The sequence below is a fragment of the Pseudomonas sp. PS01298 genome, assembly GCF_029959745.1.
In the GTDB taxonomy this organism is placed as follows: Bacteria; Pseudomonadota; Gammaproteobacteria; order Pseudomonadales; family Pseudomonadaceae; genus Aquipseudomonas; species Aquipseudomonas aylmerensis.
The window spans coordinates 30,627-48,977 of the sequence record NZ_JASCPP010000018.1 but is presented as its reverse complement, the minus strand read 5'-3'; the positions used below and the strand labels follow the sequence as shown (position 1 = coordinate 48,977).

General features: G+C 62.9%; 12 protein-coding genes. 4 read left to right on the top strand and 8 right to left on the bottom strand.

The annotated features are described in order from the left end of the window. Positions 1-172: 172 nt before the first annotated feature. Positions 173-3,304, top strand: coding sequence for a transglycosylase domain-containing protein (locus tag QMX97_RS09690; RefSeq protein WP_282396794.1), 3,132 nt, complete (start codon positions 173-175; stop codon positions 3,302-3,304). Positions 3,305-3,422: 118 nt separating this feature from the next. Continuing rightward, a complete protein-coding gene (locus tag QMX97_RS09685) occupies positions 3,423-8,447 on the top strand; it encodes an NEL-type E3 ubiquitin ligase domain-containing protein (RefSeq protein WP_282396793.1) in 5,025 nt (1,674 codons plus the stop codon). Here the strand turns inward: QMX97_RS09685 and QMX97_RS09680 are convergent. The 6 genes from QMX97_RS09680 to QMX97_RS09655 all read right to left on the bottom strand — a co-directional run bounded on the left by QMX97_RS09680 (position 8,437) and on the right by QMX97_RS09655 (position 14,858). Then, positions 8,437-9,177 carry a molecular chaperone gene (locus tag QMX97_RS09680; RefSeq protein ID WP_282396792.1) on the bottom strand — a complete coding sequence of 247 codons (741 nt, stop codon included), beginning with the start codon at positions 9,175-9,177 and terminating at the stop codon, positions 8,437-8,439. The genes QMX97_RS09685 and QMX97_RS09680 overlap by 11 nt on opposite strands. 20 nt (positions 9,178-9,197) lie before the next feature. Continuing rightward, positions 9,198-9,671 (bottom strand): CS1 type fimbrial major subunit, encoded by a 474-nt coding sequence (locus tag QMX97_RS09675; RefSeq protein ID WP_282396791.1) that lies wholly within the window; start codon positions 9,669-9,671, stop codon positions 9,198-9,200. Between the two features lie 56 nt (positions 9,672-9,727). After that, a complete protein-coding gene (locus QMX97_RS09670; protein ID WP_282396801.1) occupies positions 9,728-10,468 on the bottom strand; it encodes a molecular chaperone in 741 nt (246 codons plus the stop codon). Positions 10,469-10,483: 15 nt separating this feature from the next. Then, positions 10,484-11,707, bottom strand: coding sequence for a hypothetical protein (locus QMX97_RS09665; protein ID WP_282396790.1), 1,224 nt, complete (start codon positions 11,705-11,707; stop codon positions 10,484-10,486). A gap of 26 nt (positions 11,708-11,733) precedes the next feature. Beyond that, positions 11,734-14,259, bottom strand: coding sequence for a CS1-pili formation C-terminal domain-containing protein (locus tag QMX97_RS09660; protein WP_282396789.1), 2,526 nt, complete (start codon positions 14,257-14,259; stop codon positions 11,734-11,736). 107 nt (positions 14,260-14,366) lie between these two features. Then, positions 14,367-14,858, bottom strand: a complete 492-nt coding sequence (locus QMX97_RS09655; RefSeq protein WP_065906859.1) for a CS1 type fimbrial major subunit — start codon at positions 14,856-14,858, stop codon at positions 14,367-14,369. 521 nt (positions 14,859-15,379) lie between these two features. Here QMX97_RS09655 and QMX97_RS09650 point away from each other — a divergent pair. Both QMX97_RS09650 and QMX97_RS09645 read left to right on the top strand, forming a co-directional pair. Beyond that, positions 15,380-15,928 (top strand): PadR family transcriptional regulator, encoded by a 549-nt coding sequence (locus QMX97_RS09650; protein WP_120447714.1) that lies wholly within the window; start codon positions 15,380-15,382, stop codon positions 15,926-15,928. Continuing rightward, positions 15,925-16,692 carry a siderophore-interacting protein gene (locus tag QMX97_RS09645; RefSeq protein WP_282396788.1) on the top strand — a complete coding sequence of 256 codons (768 nt, stop codon included), beginning with the start codon at positions 15,925-15,927 and terminating at the stop codon, positions 16,690-16,692. Before QMX97_RS09650 ends, QMX97_RS09645 begins: the two co-directional genes overlap by 4 nt. 19 nt (positions 16,693-16,711) lie before the next feature. On the opposite strand, the gene QMX97_RS09640 is transcribed toward QMX97_RS09645, so the two are convergent. Together QMX97_RS09640 and QMX97_RS09635 are read right to left on the bottom strand one after the other, a co-directional pair. Then, the gene (locus QMX97_RS09640; protein ID WP_282396787.1) at positions 16,712-17,668 is read right to left on the bottom strand and encodes a fimbrial protein; all 957 of its coding nucleotides are present in this window, start codon (positions 17,666-17,668) and stop codon (positions 16,712-16,714) included. A gap of 128 nt (positions 17,669-17,796) precedes the next feature. Further along, positions 17,797-18,345, bottom strand: coding sequence for a fimbrial protein (locus tag QMX97_RS09635; RefSeq protein ID WP_120447712.1), 549 nt, complete (start codon positions 18,343-18,345; stop codon positions 17,797-17,799). Between the last annotated feature and the right edge of the window lie 6 nt (positions 18,346-18,351).

The following is an 18,351-nucleotide window of genomic DNA, read 5'->3' as shown; positions in this document are numbered from 1 at the left end:
ACTTCCTTGTGACGGACGCTGAAGTGAGTCCGATAAGCCCGAACGGTAGGGAAGTACCACGGCGGTCGGTGGTAACCGGATGCCCCCACGCAGACAAATTCTTCGACGGCGCCAATCAGCGTCTAAGCTTCATTCAAGTCCGATCAATCTGCCGGGATGGGATCAATCGACTATGGGCGCTTTATGGCAAACCGATTCAACCCAGGCTGCGGTTCCCACCGACAGCGCGGATGAACAGCCATTGCCACGACGCCCGCGCAGACCTGCGTACCGCTGGCGCCTGGTGTGGCTGCTGCTGGTGATCGGCCTGATCGCCGCAGGGTTTGCCGCCCAGCGCGAGATGCGCACCGCGCACTGGCAGGCGCGCGAACTCAGCCGCCTGGCGGGCACCCTCGGCTACACGCTGCAAGCCGGTGCGAGCGATGCCATCGTGTATCCCGGTGACGGCCCCTTCGACAAGCGCCTGGGCTACAGCGACCTCGATCAATTCCTGCCGCGCCTGCTCAAGCGCAATTACCAGGTGCAGAGCCAGGTGCGCTTTTCCGCGCCACTCATGACGTATGTCGGGCGCGGCCTGTTCGTGCCCTATGCCGAAAAGATCCAGGCGGGCCTGTCGATCAATGACTGCCGGGCCGAGCCGCTGTACCAGTTCACCTACCCGCAGCAGGCGTACCAGCAGTTCAGCGCGATCCCGCCGGTGGTGGTCAACAGCCTGCTGTTCATCGAGAACCGCGACCTGCTCGACCCGGCCCAGCCCCAGGCCAACCCGGCGGTGGACTGGCCGCGCTTCGCCAAGGCGGCATGGTCACAAGTGGCCAGGCTGCTGCACTTGCCCGGGCAGAGCGCCGGCGGCAGTACCCTGGCCACGCAACTGGAAAAATACCGCCACTCCCCCGACGGCCTGACCCTGTCCGGCGGCGAGAAACTGCGCCAGATGTTTTCCGCCAGCGTGCGCGCCTATCAAGCCGGCCCGCAAACCTTGCAAGCCCGGCAGAATATTGTGCGCGATTACCTCAACAGCGTGCCGCTGTCGGCCGTGCCCGGTCATGGTGAAGTGCATGGCATGGCCGAAGGTTTGCGGGTGTGGTACGGCGCTGACTTTGACAAAACCAACGCCCTGCTCGCCGAACCCGGCACGCAACACCTCGCGCAAAAAGGCCTGGCGCTGCGCGAAGTGTTGTCGTTGATGATTGCCCAGCGCCGGCCTTCGCATTACTTGTCCAAGGGCCGCGACGAATTGACGAGCCTGACCGACAGCCATATCCGCCTGCTGGAGCAGAACGGCGTGGTCGAGCCGGCCCTGGCCAAGGCCGCGCTGGCGAGCAAGATCAGCTACCGCGACTGGCTGCAGCAACCGACGTTGCAACCGATTGAAACCAACAAAGGCATCAGCGTCGCGCGCAGTCGCCTGGCCGCCCTGCTCAACCGTCCGCTGTACGACCTTGACCGCCTCGACCTGTCCGCCACCAGCACCCTGCAAAATGACCTGCAGACCCAGGCCACCGCCTACCTCAAGCACCTGGCCGATCCCGCCTTCGCCGGCCTGCTCGGCCTGCTCGGCCCGCGTCTGTTGACGCCCGCCAGCACCGCCCAGGTGCGCTACAGCTTCACGCTGTATGAGATGACCGGCGACGGCGCCCGCGTGCGGGTGCAGACCGACAACACCGACCAGCCCTTCGATATCAACGAGAGCAGCAAGCTGGAACTCGGTTCCACGGCCAAGCTGCGCGTGCTCACCACCTACCTGCAAATCATCAGCGAGCTGCACGACCGTTACGCCGGCCAGACGCCTGCGGCCTTGAAGAAAGTCGACATCGACGAACAGGATCGCCTGTCGCGCTGGGCGGTGGACTACCTGGCGCAAAACAGCGACCAGAGCCTGCCGAAGATGCTCGATGCGGCGCTTGACCGGCAGTATTCCGCCAGCCCCGGCGAGAGCTTTTTTACCGGTGGCGGGATGCATCACTTTCACAACTTTCGCAACGAAGACAACGGCCGCAGCCCCAGCTTGCGCGACGCCCTGCGCGAGTCGATCAACCTGCCGTTCATTCGCCTGATGCGCGACCTGGTGCGCTACAGCACCTATCACGGCGCCAACAACAGTGCCGAGCTGCTCAAGGACGACAGCGACCCACGTCGCCAGGAATACCTGGCCCAGTTCGCCGACCGCGAAGGCACCACCTTCCTGCTGCGCTTCTGGAAAAAGTACCGCAACAAGGACACCCAGGCCCGGCTCGACACTTTCCTGGACGGCATGCGCCCAACCGCCATGCGCCTTGCCGCCGTGCACCGTTACCTGCTGCCGCAGGCCAGCCAGGACAGTTTCAACCGCTTTGTCCGGGCGCACCTGAACACGCAAAAAGCCTCGGAAAAACTCACCGACGAACGCCTGGCCAAGCTCTATAAAGATTACGGCCCTGGCGCCTACGACCTGCCGGACCAAGGCTATATCGCCAAGGTCCACCCGCTGGACTTGTGGTTGCTCGGCTACCTGTTGAACCACCCCGACGCCACCTTCACCCAGGCCGTCTCCGCCAGCGAGCATGAGCGCCAGGAAGTCTACGGCTGGCTGTTCAAGAGCCGGCACAAAAGCGCTCGCGACAGCCGTATCCGCACCATGCTGGAGATCGAAGCGTTCCTGGATATTCATCAGCGCTGGCAGGCGGTCGGCTACCCGTTCGACCATCTGGTGCCATCCCTGGCCACCGCCATCGGCAGCTCGGGCGACCGCCCGGCGGCGCTGGCGGAACTGGTCGGCACCATCCTCAACGACGGCATACGCGAGCCGACGCTGCGCATCGACAGCCTGCACTTTGCCGCCGACACGCCGTATGAAACCCGGCTGGTGAACAACCCCGACAAAGGCAAGCGGGTGATGCCCAGCGAAGTTGCCACCGCATTGCGTGGGGCGTTGTCGCAGGTGGTGGATGCAGGTACGGCGAAACGCGTGTCGGGCAGTTTCAAACTGGCCGACGGCACACCGCTGGCCATGGGCGGCAAGACTGGCACCGGCGACAACCGTATCGAGGCGATCGGCGCCGGTGGACGCATCCTCAGCTCCAAGGCGATCAACCGCACGGCGACCTTTGTGTTCTACATCGGCGACCGGCATTTCGGCACCCTCACCGCCTTCGTCCCCGGCAGCGGCGCGCAGAATTTCACCTTTACCTCGGCGTTGCCGGTGCAGGTGCTCAAGGGCATGGCACCGGTGCTGATGCCTTACCTGCAACCGGGCAGCCATACCTTGTGCACCCCCGCCACGATGGCGGTCACCGAAGGCGGTAGCCGGCTGTTTTCGAGGTGACATTTGTTGAACGGAAGGCGCGGTTATCCGGCCTGTCCGACCCAGTATTCAAACTTATTCTCGGCCCCTGGCCTCAATAGACTGAAGCGCTTTCATGGCTCTTTTCAGGATCTGTTGCATGGTCGTCATTTCCCCTGTCCCGTTCAATACAGCGTTTCAAGGTCGGCACTATCCACTGCTCAAGCATGCCTTGCCGCCCTGGCTCAAAAGCACCTCCCTGGCACGCCTGCACGCCTTGCGCGCCGTCGGGCTCAAGGATCCCGCGCCGTACCCCCACGCCACGCCGGACCAGCACGCCGGCCTCAAGCAGGCGATTGCCGACCACTGGGACACTCTCAACACCCTCGACCAGCGGCTGCAGAAGCTCAATGACGTGTATGCCTACGCCGAGCGGGTGCTGGGCAGCGCCTTGCTGGCGGACTACGGCCCGATCGATGTGAGAAACACCTTCCTGCGCGTGTATGTCAAAGCCACCAGCGCCTGGTGGGTGCATGACTTCAAGCAAGCCGTGACCAGCCGCACGGTGTCCCTGCTGGACGCGGCGCTGCACAACTTTGCCGCCTCAGAACGTTTCGTCGACTATGCCTTCCTGTCCGCCGCCGATGCCCGTGGCCAGCAACGCAGCTTGACGTTCAAGCACAAGGCCAATGGCACCGCCCTCACGGCCGAGCGCTTCAAGCAACTGTGTCGTGGCCTGGACATCGGCCGCCATTACCGCGAGCACCTGAAGATCGTCATGGGGGTCTACACCCCCACGGTCGCCCGCGACCTGCGCCGGCAAGTGATCGACCAGCACAAAGCCGGGTTGAAAGCCGCCGCCCACCTGGCGCTGGTCAAGGGCGATATTGCCCAGGATGCCTGCACCGCCGTGCTGGGGCTGATCAATGGAAACCCGACACTGCGCCTCGACGGCCAGACCCTGGCCGCCCATACCCTGGACATGATGAACAGCCGGCTCACCGGCATCCTGCTGTTCTGCGCGACGCCGCCCTCGGCAGCGCGGGTGATCGCCTATGTGCCGGACGACCCCGAGCACCCGCTCAAGCAATACCCGACGCCGATAGCGTTCATGACGCAAGTGACCCGCCAGTTGCGGGATGCCGAGCACTACCAGGTGTTCTTCAGCCGGTTTGTCGACCATGACCAGCGCGGCTTTTTTTTCGCCAACCTCAACACCCGCCTGAGCCGGGTGCAGTGGCGCATCAAAGCGCCCACCGACAGCCAGCCCACCTGGCAAGACACACCGCTGGACAACCCCCACCTGCAATTTCATGTGCAGCCCATCGCGGCTGACCACCCCAACCGCGCTGGCAACGGCGGCGCAGATGACCTGTGGCACTACCGCTACCGGGTGCACCTGAACAAGGTGCTCAACGACGCCCAGGACATCGCCGTTTCCACCCTTCGCGCCGATACCCTGGCGCGCCAGGCCTGGTGGGACAACCTGGGGAAAATCCTCGGCGATCTCTTCAACGCGGCCCTGCAGGTACTCACGCCGTTTGTGCCGGGGTTGGGCGCAGTGATGCTCGCCTACACCGCCTACCAGATCACCGACGAAGTGTTCGAAGGCGTGGTCGACTGGGCCCAGGGCCGAGGCGCGGAGGCGGCGGATCATCTGCTCGGGGTGGCGCAGGACTTTGTCCAGTTCGGCCTGTTCGCCGCCGGTACCACCTTGGCCGCGCCACTGCGCCTGAAACTCTCGGCGTTCGTCGAAGGGCTCAAGCCGGTGCAGAGTGCAGACGGTCGTCAACGCCTGTGGAACCCGGACCTTGCACCCTATGTCGACGACCAGGGCACACTCGATCCCGCGCAACGGCTGATACACGAAGGCGCGCAGTATCGGGTGCAACACGCGCGCATCGTCCACCCACGCCGCCCGCAAGCGTATCGACCACAGCTGTATCGCCGGGCCAACGGGATTGTCGTGCATGAAGCCGACCAGCCGCAGACCTGGGACAGCCGCACGTTGATGCGCCGCCTCGGGCCCAGGGTCGCGGCTTTCAGCGATGAGCAACTGGAACGCATCCGCCTCACCAGTGGCTGCGATGACGACGTGCTACGCGGCGCGTATCTGCAGGACCAGCCGCTGCCACCGCTGCTCGCCGACACGCTCAACCGCTTCGAGGCCTACGCCAGCGCGCAGTCGGCCAGTGATCAGATCCGCACGGGCATGCCGCTGGACCCGGCTGCCGCCTGGTTCGAGCAAACCGTTACCGAACTCGAGGGCTGGCCACAGGACAAGGCCCTGGAAGTGTTCCTCAGCCCCAGCCTGAGCGGCGACTCCCACCGCTATGGCCGGCTCGACGCCGCCCCGGCGGACACCCTCAAGATGAGTGTGACGCAGGTGATGTCCGGGCAGTTGCCGGAGCGGGTGCTGGGGTTTCTCGATGAAGCCCAGGCGCGCCTGCTGCTCGGCGCCCAGGTGCCCAAGGCTGGGCAAGTGCAGCACTTGCGCGAGCTGTTGGCCACCTACGTCACCCGCCAGGCCCCCGAGATCGGCCAGTACGCCCACCATGTGCGTGAGCTGTCCGATGAGCCGGGCATCCGCCTGCTGCGCGAGCATTTCCCGCAGATGGACTCCAGCGTCGCACGGTCTCTGCTCGACAGTGCCGATGCCGCCGAGCGCAGCCTGATGCTGGACCACCGGCGCCTGCCGCTGCGTTTGGAAAACCTGGCGCGCGAACTGAATTTCGCCGCCGGCACCAGCCACGCCTATGAAAGTTTCTACTTCCCCTGGCGCCAGACCGCCGACAGCGAACGCATGCTGCTCAATACCCTGAAGCGGCACAGCGACTTCTTCGCCGACCTGCACCTGCAGATTCGCCAGCACACCGCCGACGGTCCGCTGCGCTGCGAGGCCGGCCCGGTCAATGCCGGCACCCGGCGCATCCTGGTCAGGAAGGACACCCTGGGCTATGAGGTCCGCGACGGCGCCCACCGCAAGCTGCACGGCCCCGACACCCTGTACGAAGCCCTGTTGCACGCCGCGCCCGCCGATAGCCGCCAGGCGGTCGGGCTTTCACCCGGCCAAGGCGAGGGCCTGCGGCACTGGCTGCTGACCACCCTGGAACCGCTGGCCGAACGCCGCAGCGCGCTGGCCCAACCCCCCGTGCGCAGCCAGGCTGACGAGGAGACACTGAAGCTGCTCGGCTCCCCCGCGCCTGCGCGCACGCCGAAGCTGGTCGTCATGAGTGAGCAGGTGGTGATCCTGAACGCCTTGAAAACCGTATTTACGCACCAGAGCGAGGCGCACATCCTGGCCTTTATGGAAAAAGTCGGCAGCGAGCACCTCAGCCCCCGCGTCAATCAACTGATCGTCGACCATTACCGCCTGGACGCTGACCTGGCGCACTGGTCGCGCCAGCCAGGCAACCATCCGCCGGACAGGGAGCTTGAGTTGCGCCTGTTCATTCGCGGCAAACTCCTTGAATGCTGGCAGGATCAGATCCGCGCCTATACCGAACCCTCCGGCACGCGCCTGGATCTGAGCGGCATAACGCTGCCCGATACCCTGCCACCGCTGCGCGCCGACTTCAGCCATGTCACCCGGCTGAACCTGATCCACAGTCAGTTCAACGCGGACCATGGTGAGTTCCTGCAACACTTCCCGCAGCTGTCCACCCTGTATCTGGCGGATAACCCGCTGTCCCGCCTGCCGGAAGCGATCCGCGACCTGCGCCACCTGGAAAACCTCGACCTGGCCTGGTGCCCGCTGGCGTTGCAGGCGGTGGATGTCACCCGCCTGAAAAACCTGCGCTACCTGCGGCGCCTGAAGCTCAACAACACCCGCAGCCACAGGGCCCCGGATATCGGGCGCATGCGCGACCTGGTTCACCTGGACCTCAGCCACAGCCCTGTCGCGCAGTGGCCCAATGGGCTGTTCGAGGTGCCCCGGTCCTCGCGGTTTGTCCTTAACCTGCAGGGCACCGCCATTACCCACGTGCCCGAGGTGGCCCTGGGCAGTGCCGAGGCCCGGCTTGTCGCCGCGACCTACCTCAATCGCGCCGCACTCGACGCCCTGCAGCGTGAACGGTTCAAGGCCTATCGCGCGTCAGTCGGGCTGGATCCCGAGCGCACCTATGAACCCCAGGGCGACAGCACGCCGTGGCTGGACTACCTGTCACCACGAGGCCAGGACGACGCCCGCAAAGTCTGGGATGCGCTGGAGCACGAACACGGCTCCCAGGGATTGTTCGAGGTGATCAAGGCCCTGGAAATACCGGAGCGGTTCCAGACAGATGAAGATCAGCAACGCTACCGCGCCAACCACCGCACCCTGACCCGGCAGGTCTGGACCCTGCTGCAGGCGGCCGCCGTCGACACCCCGCTGCGCAATCGGCTGTTCGAGATCGCCAGTTTCCCCGGCAATTGCCCGGATGCCGGCACGCAGATCTTCAACGAAATGGGGGTCGAGGTACTGCTCTACCAGATCGAGCACCAGTCACCGACGCCAGAGGCCCATGAACGGCAACTGGTCACCCTGGTCAAGGGCCGTGCGCGCCTGCAACAGCTCAACGATGTAATCCGGGCCGACGTTCAACAGCGCCTGGCGCCGGTCGCCCAAGGAGGCCAGGGCTTGCGGTTTCTCACCGAGGTCGTCGACGGCGTGGCCGGCCAGGTGGATGAAGTGGAAATCTACCTGGCTTACCAGACCGCCCTCGCCGAGCGCCTGGACCTGCCGTGGATCGCCGAGCACATGCTCTACCGCAGCATCGCCGGGGTCAGCGACGCACAGATCGACGCGGCGTATGCCAAAGTACTCGAGCTTGGCGAGGGCGACGGCCTGGTCAACCGCATGCTGCTCGACGCGCACTGGTGCGAGTGGCTGCAACGTCGCTATGCCGGCCAATATGCCGAACAGCAGCAGTGGCTCAAGGCGCAACACAACCGCTTGTTCGACCTGCTGGAGTTGGGCGAACAGCGGCCGCAGACGCCCGACACCGCAGCGCTGCAAACACAGGTCGATGCCCTGGCCAGTGAGCTGGGCATGAGCGGACTGAACCCCGCCGACCCGGCGGCATTCCAGGCCGCCTGCGAAAAACGCGAGGAAGAACTGGGCGACATCGCCCAGGCATGGATGCGTGACCGCACCCGCGCAGCGCTGATGGCGGCGCGCACCTTACGCAATCGCCCTAGCCGCTGATCTCGATGACAGTCTCGGTGGTGCCTTCCACCAGGAAGAACCGATAGATCCTCCCGGCCTGTTTTTCAAAGCTGAAGACCCGGCCGGGGAAGATATGGTTCTTGGTGGTGGGCGCGCAGACGGTGCGGTCATTCACCGCACAATCCTTGAACTCATCCACCACTACCACGGTGTTGCCAGCATTGCGCAAGGTGTAGGTGCGGCCGCCGTTCTCGACACGGGTATCGAAGCGGCTGTCCGTGGGCCGCACGAAGAACACCGTGCCGTAGCCCGCCATTACCTGCACGCCGCCCGCCAGGGTGTTTTCGTAGGCCTGGCGGTCTTCATCGTTCAGCCCGAAGCCGTCATCTTTATCGGGTGCCACCGGCAGGTAGCGCACGCGGAAATAGCGCTCGCGATCGCGCTCGCCAATGAACACCAGGCGCGTGCTCTGCATGCCGTCCGCCGGCACGATCAGGCGCGCCGGGCTGGCGATCAGGCCATTGCGCACGCTGCCGTCGGCCTCGACCCGAAGCGGCACTTCCTCATAGCTGCCGTCCGGTTTGTAGAGCATCTCGCTGACGTTGACCTTGACGAAGGCGGTCTGGGTGCCGCCGTTGAAGATGCGCTTCAGGTAGGTACTTTTATCGCCGCGCAAATAGTCGTAGAAATCACCGACATTGATGTTCGGCCCGGCGTGGGCGTTCAGGGAACACAGCAGCAAACCCAGGGTTGCACATAAAGACTTCATCACCACTCCTCGAAAAACCATTACGGCCGTACCGCATCGAACAGCAACTCGACGCTGCCGTAGTACTCACCCGGGGTAAACCCCTCCGCCGGCTCGACCGCCGAGATATCCAGTAGCACGCGCTTGCCCTGGCTGGCCTCGGCCTGCGGCACCACCAGGGTGTCAGCCAGGCCCAGCACCTGGCCGTTGAAGGTCACACTCAAGTCGATGTAGGTACGCCCGCCGTTGAACAGCATCGGCAGCGCGCCCAGCCGTGCGTTGATGCCGCCCGCCGAACTCTTCACGTCAAAATGTTCGCGCACCGGTCGCAGGCGTCCCGGCACCAGGTCCCAGACCATCTGTTGTTCACGTTCGAAGAACCCGGGGTTGATCGGCAGTACATAAAAATCCTGGGTGGGGATGGTCACCGAAACGTCAAACACCTGCTCTTCACGGATCGCCAGGGCTTGGGTACTGAGCAACGCGAGCACCATCAGCAGCAGCGCCGCCGACATGACCTTGCACCTTCTGCACGCACGGTATGCGCGTGCCTGGGCTATTTCACTGACCATCAGCCTTTGACCTCATAGGGTGTTTTCTCGCTGCCCTCGATCAGGGTAAAGCGATAGGTACGCCCGGCCTGCCTGGTAAAACCGAAGGCACGACCCGGCAAAATGTGATGCTTGGTCACCGGTCGGCAGTCCTGGCTATCGCCGCTGGCGCAGTCCTTGAACTCATCGACCACCACCACACTGTTACCGTCGTTATGCAGCCCGTACTCAACGGGTTGCTCATCGACACGGGTGACAAACCGCGTGACCTTGGGCCGCACGAAAAACACCGTGCCGAACCCGGCCAGCACCGTGACCCCGGCCGACATGCGGGTCTTGTAGGCGTCGCGCTCCTCCTCCGACACGGCAAACTCGTCGTCCTGCTCGGGCATCACCGGCACAAAACGCACGCGAAAGTAGCGCTCTTTTTCGCGCTCGCCGAGGTACAGCAAGCGCGTGCCCTGCACGCCATTGGCCGGCACGATCAGGCGTGACGGCGTGGCCATCAGGCCATCGCGGACACCGGTCTGGGCATCGCTCTTGAGCTCGACTTCCGCGGAACCGCCGTCGCTGTCGTAGAGGATTTCCATCACCGCGACCTTGATGAAGGCCGTGCTGTCACCACTGTTGAACACGCGTTTCAGGTAGGTACTTTTATCGGCGTCCAGGTAGTCATAAAACACCCCGACATTGATATTCGGAGCCGCCGGTACCGACTGCGGCAACCAGCACAGCGCACACAGCGCCAACACATGTTTCATTGTCATGAGCCTCATCTAGAGATCCGAATCCCAAATCACCGAAACCTGGCCCGCGTACGTGCTGCCGCCGCGCTCGACCATCTGGTCGGCGTATGGCTTCTGGACCTCGAAATGCAAGGTGCCGGGTCGCCGGCTGACATAAAACCCTGGCTGGAACTGCTCGGTACCGGCGCCGCTCAATAACAGCGGCTGACGAATCACGGCGCCGCCGTCTTCACGGTTCAGGCCATGGGGCAGGCTGACGCTGACATCCACCGGCACTTCGTGGCCATCGGTAGTGTTGCGCAGGGCGCAGGTGTCCCCGATGACACGCTCGCAGGCCATCTGCATCTTGAAACGCGATGAAGCGGAGATGTGGAAGGTCTGGTCACGGAACAGCCGGGCGGGTTTGCGGCCCTGGCTGAGCCAGGCTTGCCAGCCACCCTGGGGCACCAGCTCGATTCGGTTGCCACCGGGCGGCACGTCGACCTTCAGGTCGTGCTCCACGCTCAAGGTGAAGTTGAGAGTGAGGGCGTTTTTCGAGGGCATCATGACGTCGCCGAAATCGTAATCGCCGCCCGGGCCCATGCTGTAGGTGATGCTGCCGGTGTACAGCCCACTGGACATGCCCAACGGGTTGGGCGTGCGCAGTTCGTAGGCGTACTCCATGGTGTTGACGCTCATCCTGAGCAGATCCTCGGATGGTTTCCGGCTGCAAGGGCCAGCACCTTCAGGCGTCAGCCAGAAGTACGAAGCAGACGCGGTACCTGCTGCAAGGTGGTTGGTACTTTGGCAAGGTGAAGGCGCAGACCGCCACTGCGTTGACCAGCCGACCCCTGGCTGCGCCCACCCCGACACGCCAGGCGGTCGAGGGATCGACCAAAACCCGCCGATGCCGGCGATCCGCACTTGAACGATCTCGGTTTCCTGGGTGGCGGTATGCGTTACGGTCAAATCACGCCAATCGGACGGCACCTTGACCATGAAGCCTTGGCGCTCCTGCTCATGATTGGCAATGATCGGCGCATTGCTGGCGATCCTGAGGTTCACATCCCGCAGGCTGAAAATCCCCATCGCCTTGCAGCGCGCTGCAATGTGGTAACCGCAGATCGAACTGATCGGCGTGGTGTTCTCGAACTTGTTCACCATAGGGTTGCTGGGGTCCGGCCGGAAGCGCGCAGTGATGTCCTCGTCAGCCAACGCCGCGAAGGAACACAGCAGCATCGCCGTGCCCGTGGTGCGTAAAAGGAAGCTGTTCATAACCTTGGGTTTTCTCGTCATCATGCTCAACCGGCAATCTGTTCAGTGGCGGTGGACTCGGCCAACGTGTCCGGCGTGCAGTGCAAATCACCGATCATCAGCAGGTTGTTTTCACTGCGGGCCTTGGAAGGATCGAGCCGGAACTGGCAGAGCAACTGGTTATTGCGGCGCACTTCCAGGGTCGGTGAACTGGCGTTCATTTCCAGCGAGAAGAACCCGTCGACCTCGCTCACCCCACGGGTGGCGTGATTGATGACGTGCAGGCCCTTGAGCGGTTTGCCCTGGGGGTCGACCAGACGGCCGAGCACGGTGACGGTTTGCATCACGCTGATCTTGCGGTACTCCACCCCGCCCTTGTTCAGGTGGTAGCGCGTGCGCGGCGGCTGGATCGAGGCCGACGGCGCATGGTTGCCGTCGAAGTCGAAACTCACCGAGCTGCCCTTGTAGGCTGTGATCGGGATGAAGTTGCGACCGGGACGCAAGGCCGTGCTGCCGCCACTCAGGTCGTCGGCGCGCAGGGCGATGTCGTCGACGTCGGTCTCCACGTCCACGATCAGCCCGGAGCCGTTGCCGTGGTACTGGCTGGTCATCACCATCTTTTGCTGGCCGACGGCGAACGTGCTGTCCAGGTTCAGGCCGCCACTCAAGTCGTCGTTGAACGAGGAGCGCTGCAGGTAGCCGTCACCGTTGACGTACTCGTTTTCAAAACTGGCCATGCCGGACAAACCGATGCCGTAGGTGTCGGTGGTTGTCGTGGCGGACACGCTTTGCAGCAGGTGGTCCTGCAGGTCCTTGCGGTACGTCAGCGAAGCATTGTTGTCCCGGGTGCCGTCGCGGGAAGTCCGCGTGCCGATGCTGGCGGACCATTGCTCGCCCGGCGCGCCGAGGGCCAGGCTGATGCTCAGGTCGACCCCGCGATTGCGCTGCTCGCCCGTGGCGAAGCTGGCAGGCCGGTCAAACACCGACACGCGCCAGTTGGCGTCGTTGCCGAACAGGTGGGTACGTTCGGTCCACCCCAGGTCCAGGCCGACACCTTCGTTGTTGCCCTCGCTGTAGAACAGCCGGGCATTGATGGAGCGCAGGTTGCTCAGGCGGTGGTTAACCGAAATCGACGAGTTGCTGGTCTGCCCGATGAACACGTCGCGCTGACGAATGCGCGTGCCGTCGGGCAGGGTTTCGTAGGTATTGCGGGTGTCGAGCCAGCTGCGCGTGTGGTTGAACACCACGCTGCCCAGGCCGTAGTTGTACAGGCCATTGAAGTCGAGGCCGGTGCCGTATTTTTCCGTCCAGTAGACGTTGGCATACAGGCTGGCCTGGTCGGCAAGGGTCCAGTCGAACGAGGTGCCGTACTGCATGTTGTCCTTGACCTGGCGCCCGGACACCCCCAGCACCACACGCGGATGCGCCAGGTAGTTGAGGGAGACGCCGGCAGTCGGGCTGCCGCTGCTCTGCTCGTCGAAGTTGCTCAGCAGCTTGCTTTCCTGGCCGGCGAACAGGTTGTAGCGCCAGCGCTCGTCGTGGTTGCGCCAGTTGTTGGGTTTGTACACCAACTCCTGGGTGGTGCTGGTGATCTGGCCGTCTTCCACCAGGCGCACTTCCACTTCATAGATGCCGCCGGGCAGGGGCCGCGTGTCGAGGCTGTGCAAGCCGCTGCCGACCGGCTGCGTGTTGATCAGCAGGCCATTGCGATAAATCTCCACCGACGCCTGGCGGCTGGCGGTGACGTAGATCGGGTACACCGCAGGCTTGGCGTTGCTGATCACCAGGCTGTCGGAACTGCCGTACATCACGCCGACGGCGGTGTCGGGGCTGGCCCCGAAGGTGCGCAGTTGGCGCGTCAGGCCTTCGGCATTGGGCGTGAAGTAACCTAGGCGCAGGAAGTTGCCTTCCAGCTCACGCTGGGTGTAGAGCGCGTACACCGCGTGGTTGAGGTCATCGTCATCGGGGCCGCCAAGGCGCGAGAACTGCATGTTCAGCGTCTGGCTCCACAGGCCCAGGCTACTGCTGGCGTCGACGCCGAAGCGCCCGCCGAGGTCCTGGCCTCCGCCGCCGCTGAGGTTCAATTGGTTGCGCACGATCAGGCCGGTGCTGCCGCCGGTGGGCAGGAAGTAATAACGCTGCTCCTGGGCATCACGCTCGGCGTTTTCGGTGAGCAGGGACACCGTGGAGTTTTCCAGGTTGTAGTGCACGGCCATGAGCCCCGAGGGGCAGTTGCTGGCGCAGGCACCGAGCGCCACACCCTGCTTCAGGTAATCGGCCCAGTGGTCGCGCTCTTCATCCTTGATGACGCTGCCGTCGTGGTCGGTAAAGTCGAGCAGGGTCAGGCGGTCGTCACGGGTCAGGACGATCATTGCCTCGGAGACAAACTCCTGGTCCAGTTCAACCCTGACGGCCAGGGGGACATCAAAAAAGTGCTCTTCAAAGTCCGCCGGCAATCCCTTGGCCTGGGAAAGCAAACTACGCGGTGTTGTGCCTTCGGCGGTACCTGCCGCCAACGCGCCCGCACAAAACAACAAGGCAAGCGCTGCCGCGATGGAAGTCATCGGGAACATGAACGGAATACTCTGATTTCGGACTTCAAACGCAAAACCGGTCGACCGACAGCGACTGCCTGTCGACCGGTATCGCTACCCAACAATAAGCCGGTGCTGATCAGGCCTTACTGTGTGACGCGTGGCACGTGGTCGAAGACGATGGTGTAGTTGGTGGTGAACAGCCCGGATACGCCATCTGCAGGTTTGGCGGCAGCCACGACCAGGTCAGCCTGGGTGCCTGGGGTGGTGCTTGCGTCATCGGCCACTTCCAGTGGCGCGCCGGTCAGGACTACACCGTTGAAGGTGTTGGTCAGTGCGATCGCGGAGGTGCCGTTGGTCAACGAAGCGGGGCCGCCTTCGATGTAGGCGTGGATCGAACCGTCAGTGTTTTTCAGGTCGTAGGTGGCGCGCAGCGAACTCAGTTCACCGGTGACGGGGTTGTAGTTCATGGTTTCGTCGCGACCGAAGTTGGGATCACGTGGCAGCACATGGAACTGCTTGGTAGGAATCGTCGCCTTGATGTTGATGACGCTGCTGGCCTCACCGGCAGCGAAAGCGCTGGAGGAGCCGATCGCCAAAGCAACGAGAGGCAGGACGAAAGCGGTCTTTTTAAGCATTTTTAGTACCTGTGGTGACATCAAATGTTAGTTGAGAAAACTGTTTTCTCGCCCCGCCGAAACCCAATAATCCGGTCTTGCGAAGCAGGCAAATAGTCCCTCGAAACGCCACTTGATGATGCCGGCCCTTTCGCGCTGACCCGTAATTAAACACGACACGTAAATACAGAAAAAAGCCATAAAATTCAAAAAGATGAATATTAACTGTCATCTTGTTATTACACGCAAACATGGACAGTACTACTTATATAAATCCGCACTCTGTAAGACATCAGCTACACACCAGAGCGGCTCTGGTTATTCCCCGCCATTAGAGCAATAACTCCACTGAACCAGCTGATGGTGTCTTCATAAAATGGTCATTTAGCCGCGCTGATTCGCTGATAAGGCCAGGCCCTGTTCGGAGGCGGCGGCCACCTTGCGCAGCCGCGTTTTCCTGTCGCTACCGTTCGTCAGACGGTTTTGCGCTTTACGTAAGATATATCTTAAGTTGTATCTAAATCAGACAGGAGAACACGACAGTGAGAGACCCTCATCACCACCGAGACCACGGTGACGACCGCGATGGCTTCGAAAAACGCCCTGGCCGCGAACGCGGTGGGCGCGGCCCGCGCGTCTTTGCGCCGGGCGACCTGAAATTGCTGCTGCCGGCGTTGATCGCCGAACAGCCGTGCCACGGCTACGACCTGATCCGCCGCATTGAAACCCTCTTCGACGGCGCCTACAGCCCCAGCCCCGGGGTGATCTACCCCACGCTGACCTTCCTGGAAGAAAGCGAATTGATCGCCGGCGACGCCGAAGGCGGGAAAAAACGCTACACAATCACCGACGCCGGTCGTCTCTTCATAAGCGAACAGACGGTGGCCCTCGACGGCATTCGCCTGCGCATGGAAGTGAGCAAACGCTCGCTGCGCGGCCATGACCGTCCACCGGAAATTCACGAGGCGGTGCACAACCTGCGCCACGCCTTGCATTCGCACCACGGGCGCTGGAGCCCGGAAGAAATCGTTCGTGTCGCGGCGCTGCTCAACAGCACCGCCCAAGCCATTGCCGACGGGAAAGCTCAATGAATACTCAAGCCATCCACCGCGTGACCCACGAGATCAAACGCCGCCGCCTGCAGGTATTGCGCGTGGTCGACATCACCCCGCGCATGCGCCGCATCACCCTCGGCGGGCCGGAACTGGCCGGGTTTATCAGCCTGGGCAGCGACGATCACATCAAGTTGCTGTTCCCGCAGAACGCTGCCGAACAGGCCGCGCTGGAAAGCCCGACCTTCAGCATCAAGGGCGAAGGCCCGCAGCCAGCGATGCGCGACTACACGCCGCGCCGCTATGACCTGGACATCGGTGAACTGGACATCGACTTCGTATTGCACGGCGATGGCCCCGCCTCCACCTGGGCCGACCAGGCCAAGGTCGGCCAGCACCTGTACATCGGCGGGCCACGCGGCTCGATGATCGTGCCGGACATCTTCGACAGCTACCTGCTGATCGGCGACGAAACCGCGTTGCCGGCCATCGGCCGCCGCCTGGAAGAACTGCCGGCGGGGCGCAAGGTGCTGGCGGTGATCGAGATCGCCGATGCGGCGGAACAACAAACGCTGCAAAGCGCCGCCGATGTGGAGGTGATCTGGGTGGTGCGCGGTCAGGACGACCTGCTCGACCGCGTGAAAAACCTCACGCTGCCGAGTGGCTCGCTGTACTGCTTTGTCGCCACCGAAACCAAGCTGTCGCGCCAGGTACGCCGGGTGCTGCTGGACACCCATAAGGTCAATGAGGAGTTCCTCAAGGCCGTGGGCTACTGGCGTGCGGACGGCAGCGAAGAGGAGTAAGCCGTACGCCAGGGGTGTGTCATGGCACCCCCATTACGAGTACTCCGCTGCCGCTGATGGCTCCGGCGGCAGGCAGGGAGCCTGCTCGCCGGACCAGGGAAAACGTCACATCGTCGCCCCCCGCACTGTTGGTAATTTGGGTCAGGAATGAACCGTTGACATGAACCGCACTTGCGCCACGAACAAGGGCCGTCCCCACGTCCGGGTTGGTCATTCGCAGCAGACGCGTGTCGAACGAAGAGGCGGTGCCTTTGTAAGTGATCGTGATCGGTGTGCTGATCCCGCCGTCCGGGCATGAATAAGTGAGCCGGCGGTTGCTGCGGATGGTCGTGGTCAGCGGATCGGTACCGATTGCTCTCTGGTGAACATTGCCGAAGTTGATCTCGATCGGGTTGTTATTGTTGATCGTGCAGGTAGACGGGGAAATGGTGAAGGTGTTGGCGGCCGTATAAGTGACGGTGAGTTGCGGCCGGGTGGCGTCATAATTGTTCGAACTGGTGAGGCGCAATAGCCCGAGGTTGTCCCCTATTCGCACGTCGATCGGCGTAGCCGGGTAGTTACGCAACAGAATGTAGGGGGTGATATTGATCGGGTAAGCAGCCATATTGTTCGGAATAGTGGCTATCCGAATTCCCGTCGGGACAGGGGTGTTATAGAACGCGCCGTTAATCCGCAATCCCGTCCCTTGAGTGCTGAACTTGGGGCCGGGAGACCAGGGCGCGCCTGCGACGCTGCCAGTGGTCCAGTAGTCCTCGCGTGAAGATGGACCTCCATCAGGGGTAAATCGACATTCCAGCCTTGCCCCTTCCATAAAAACCCGCGTGCGGTCTGCGCTCAGGGTGACCGTGACCGGCACAACCAGGTTGGGATTACCATTGATCCAGGGCCCGCCATTCACTCGGCAATCAACCGCCTGCGCGGTCGTACCGACACCCAGCAAGACGAGAGTCACGATGGCTACATGCAGTCGTTTCATTTGTTATATCTCGTGGCTTCCCTCCCCTGGCACCGCGCAGCGAATATCGGCCTGCGGTCTGGTGCCGTCCAGAAGAGAGTTGAAGTTCGTCCGAGGCCGTGGCGGCCTATGAGTTACGATTCACAGCGCTACGGGTAGTCCAGCGTAAACGTCGAGGTCACCCTGTAGGCTCCGTGCCCTATGGTCTGCTCCCTGAGGGCATCCGGCTCCCCCTGCACGTAGGCTTTGAGCTCAATGACATTGCTGCCATTGGCCAAAACCTGTTCGTCGCTGACTTTGTTCACGGGCAATGGCTTGTTACTCAGCGTCTCCAGACCGAGCCCGATACCCGAGGCACCATTGCCGCTATCCAGCGCGAACAACCCGGGCAGCGCCCGGTTTTCCACACCGCCGAAGGTGATGGTCACCGTGTTGCCGATGGTGGTGTCGCAGTCTTCCAGATGCAGCTTGAAGCCTTTGCCCACAGAGCGCGTGTTGATGTAGAGGTGCTTGCTGGTCAGGTCCCAGAGCTCCAGGGTGATTGCCTCGTCGCCAGGCCTGATGTTGCAAGCCTGTTCAACCAGGTTGCCCTTGAAATTCAGGTTGTCCGTCGCAGACGCCTCGGGTATCAGGCTGAAGGCTGGCACCCAGGCCAGCACGGCGCACAGCCACCTGGGATGAACACTCTCATGTCCCATGGATTC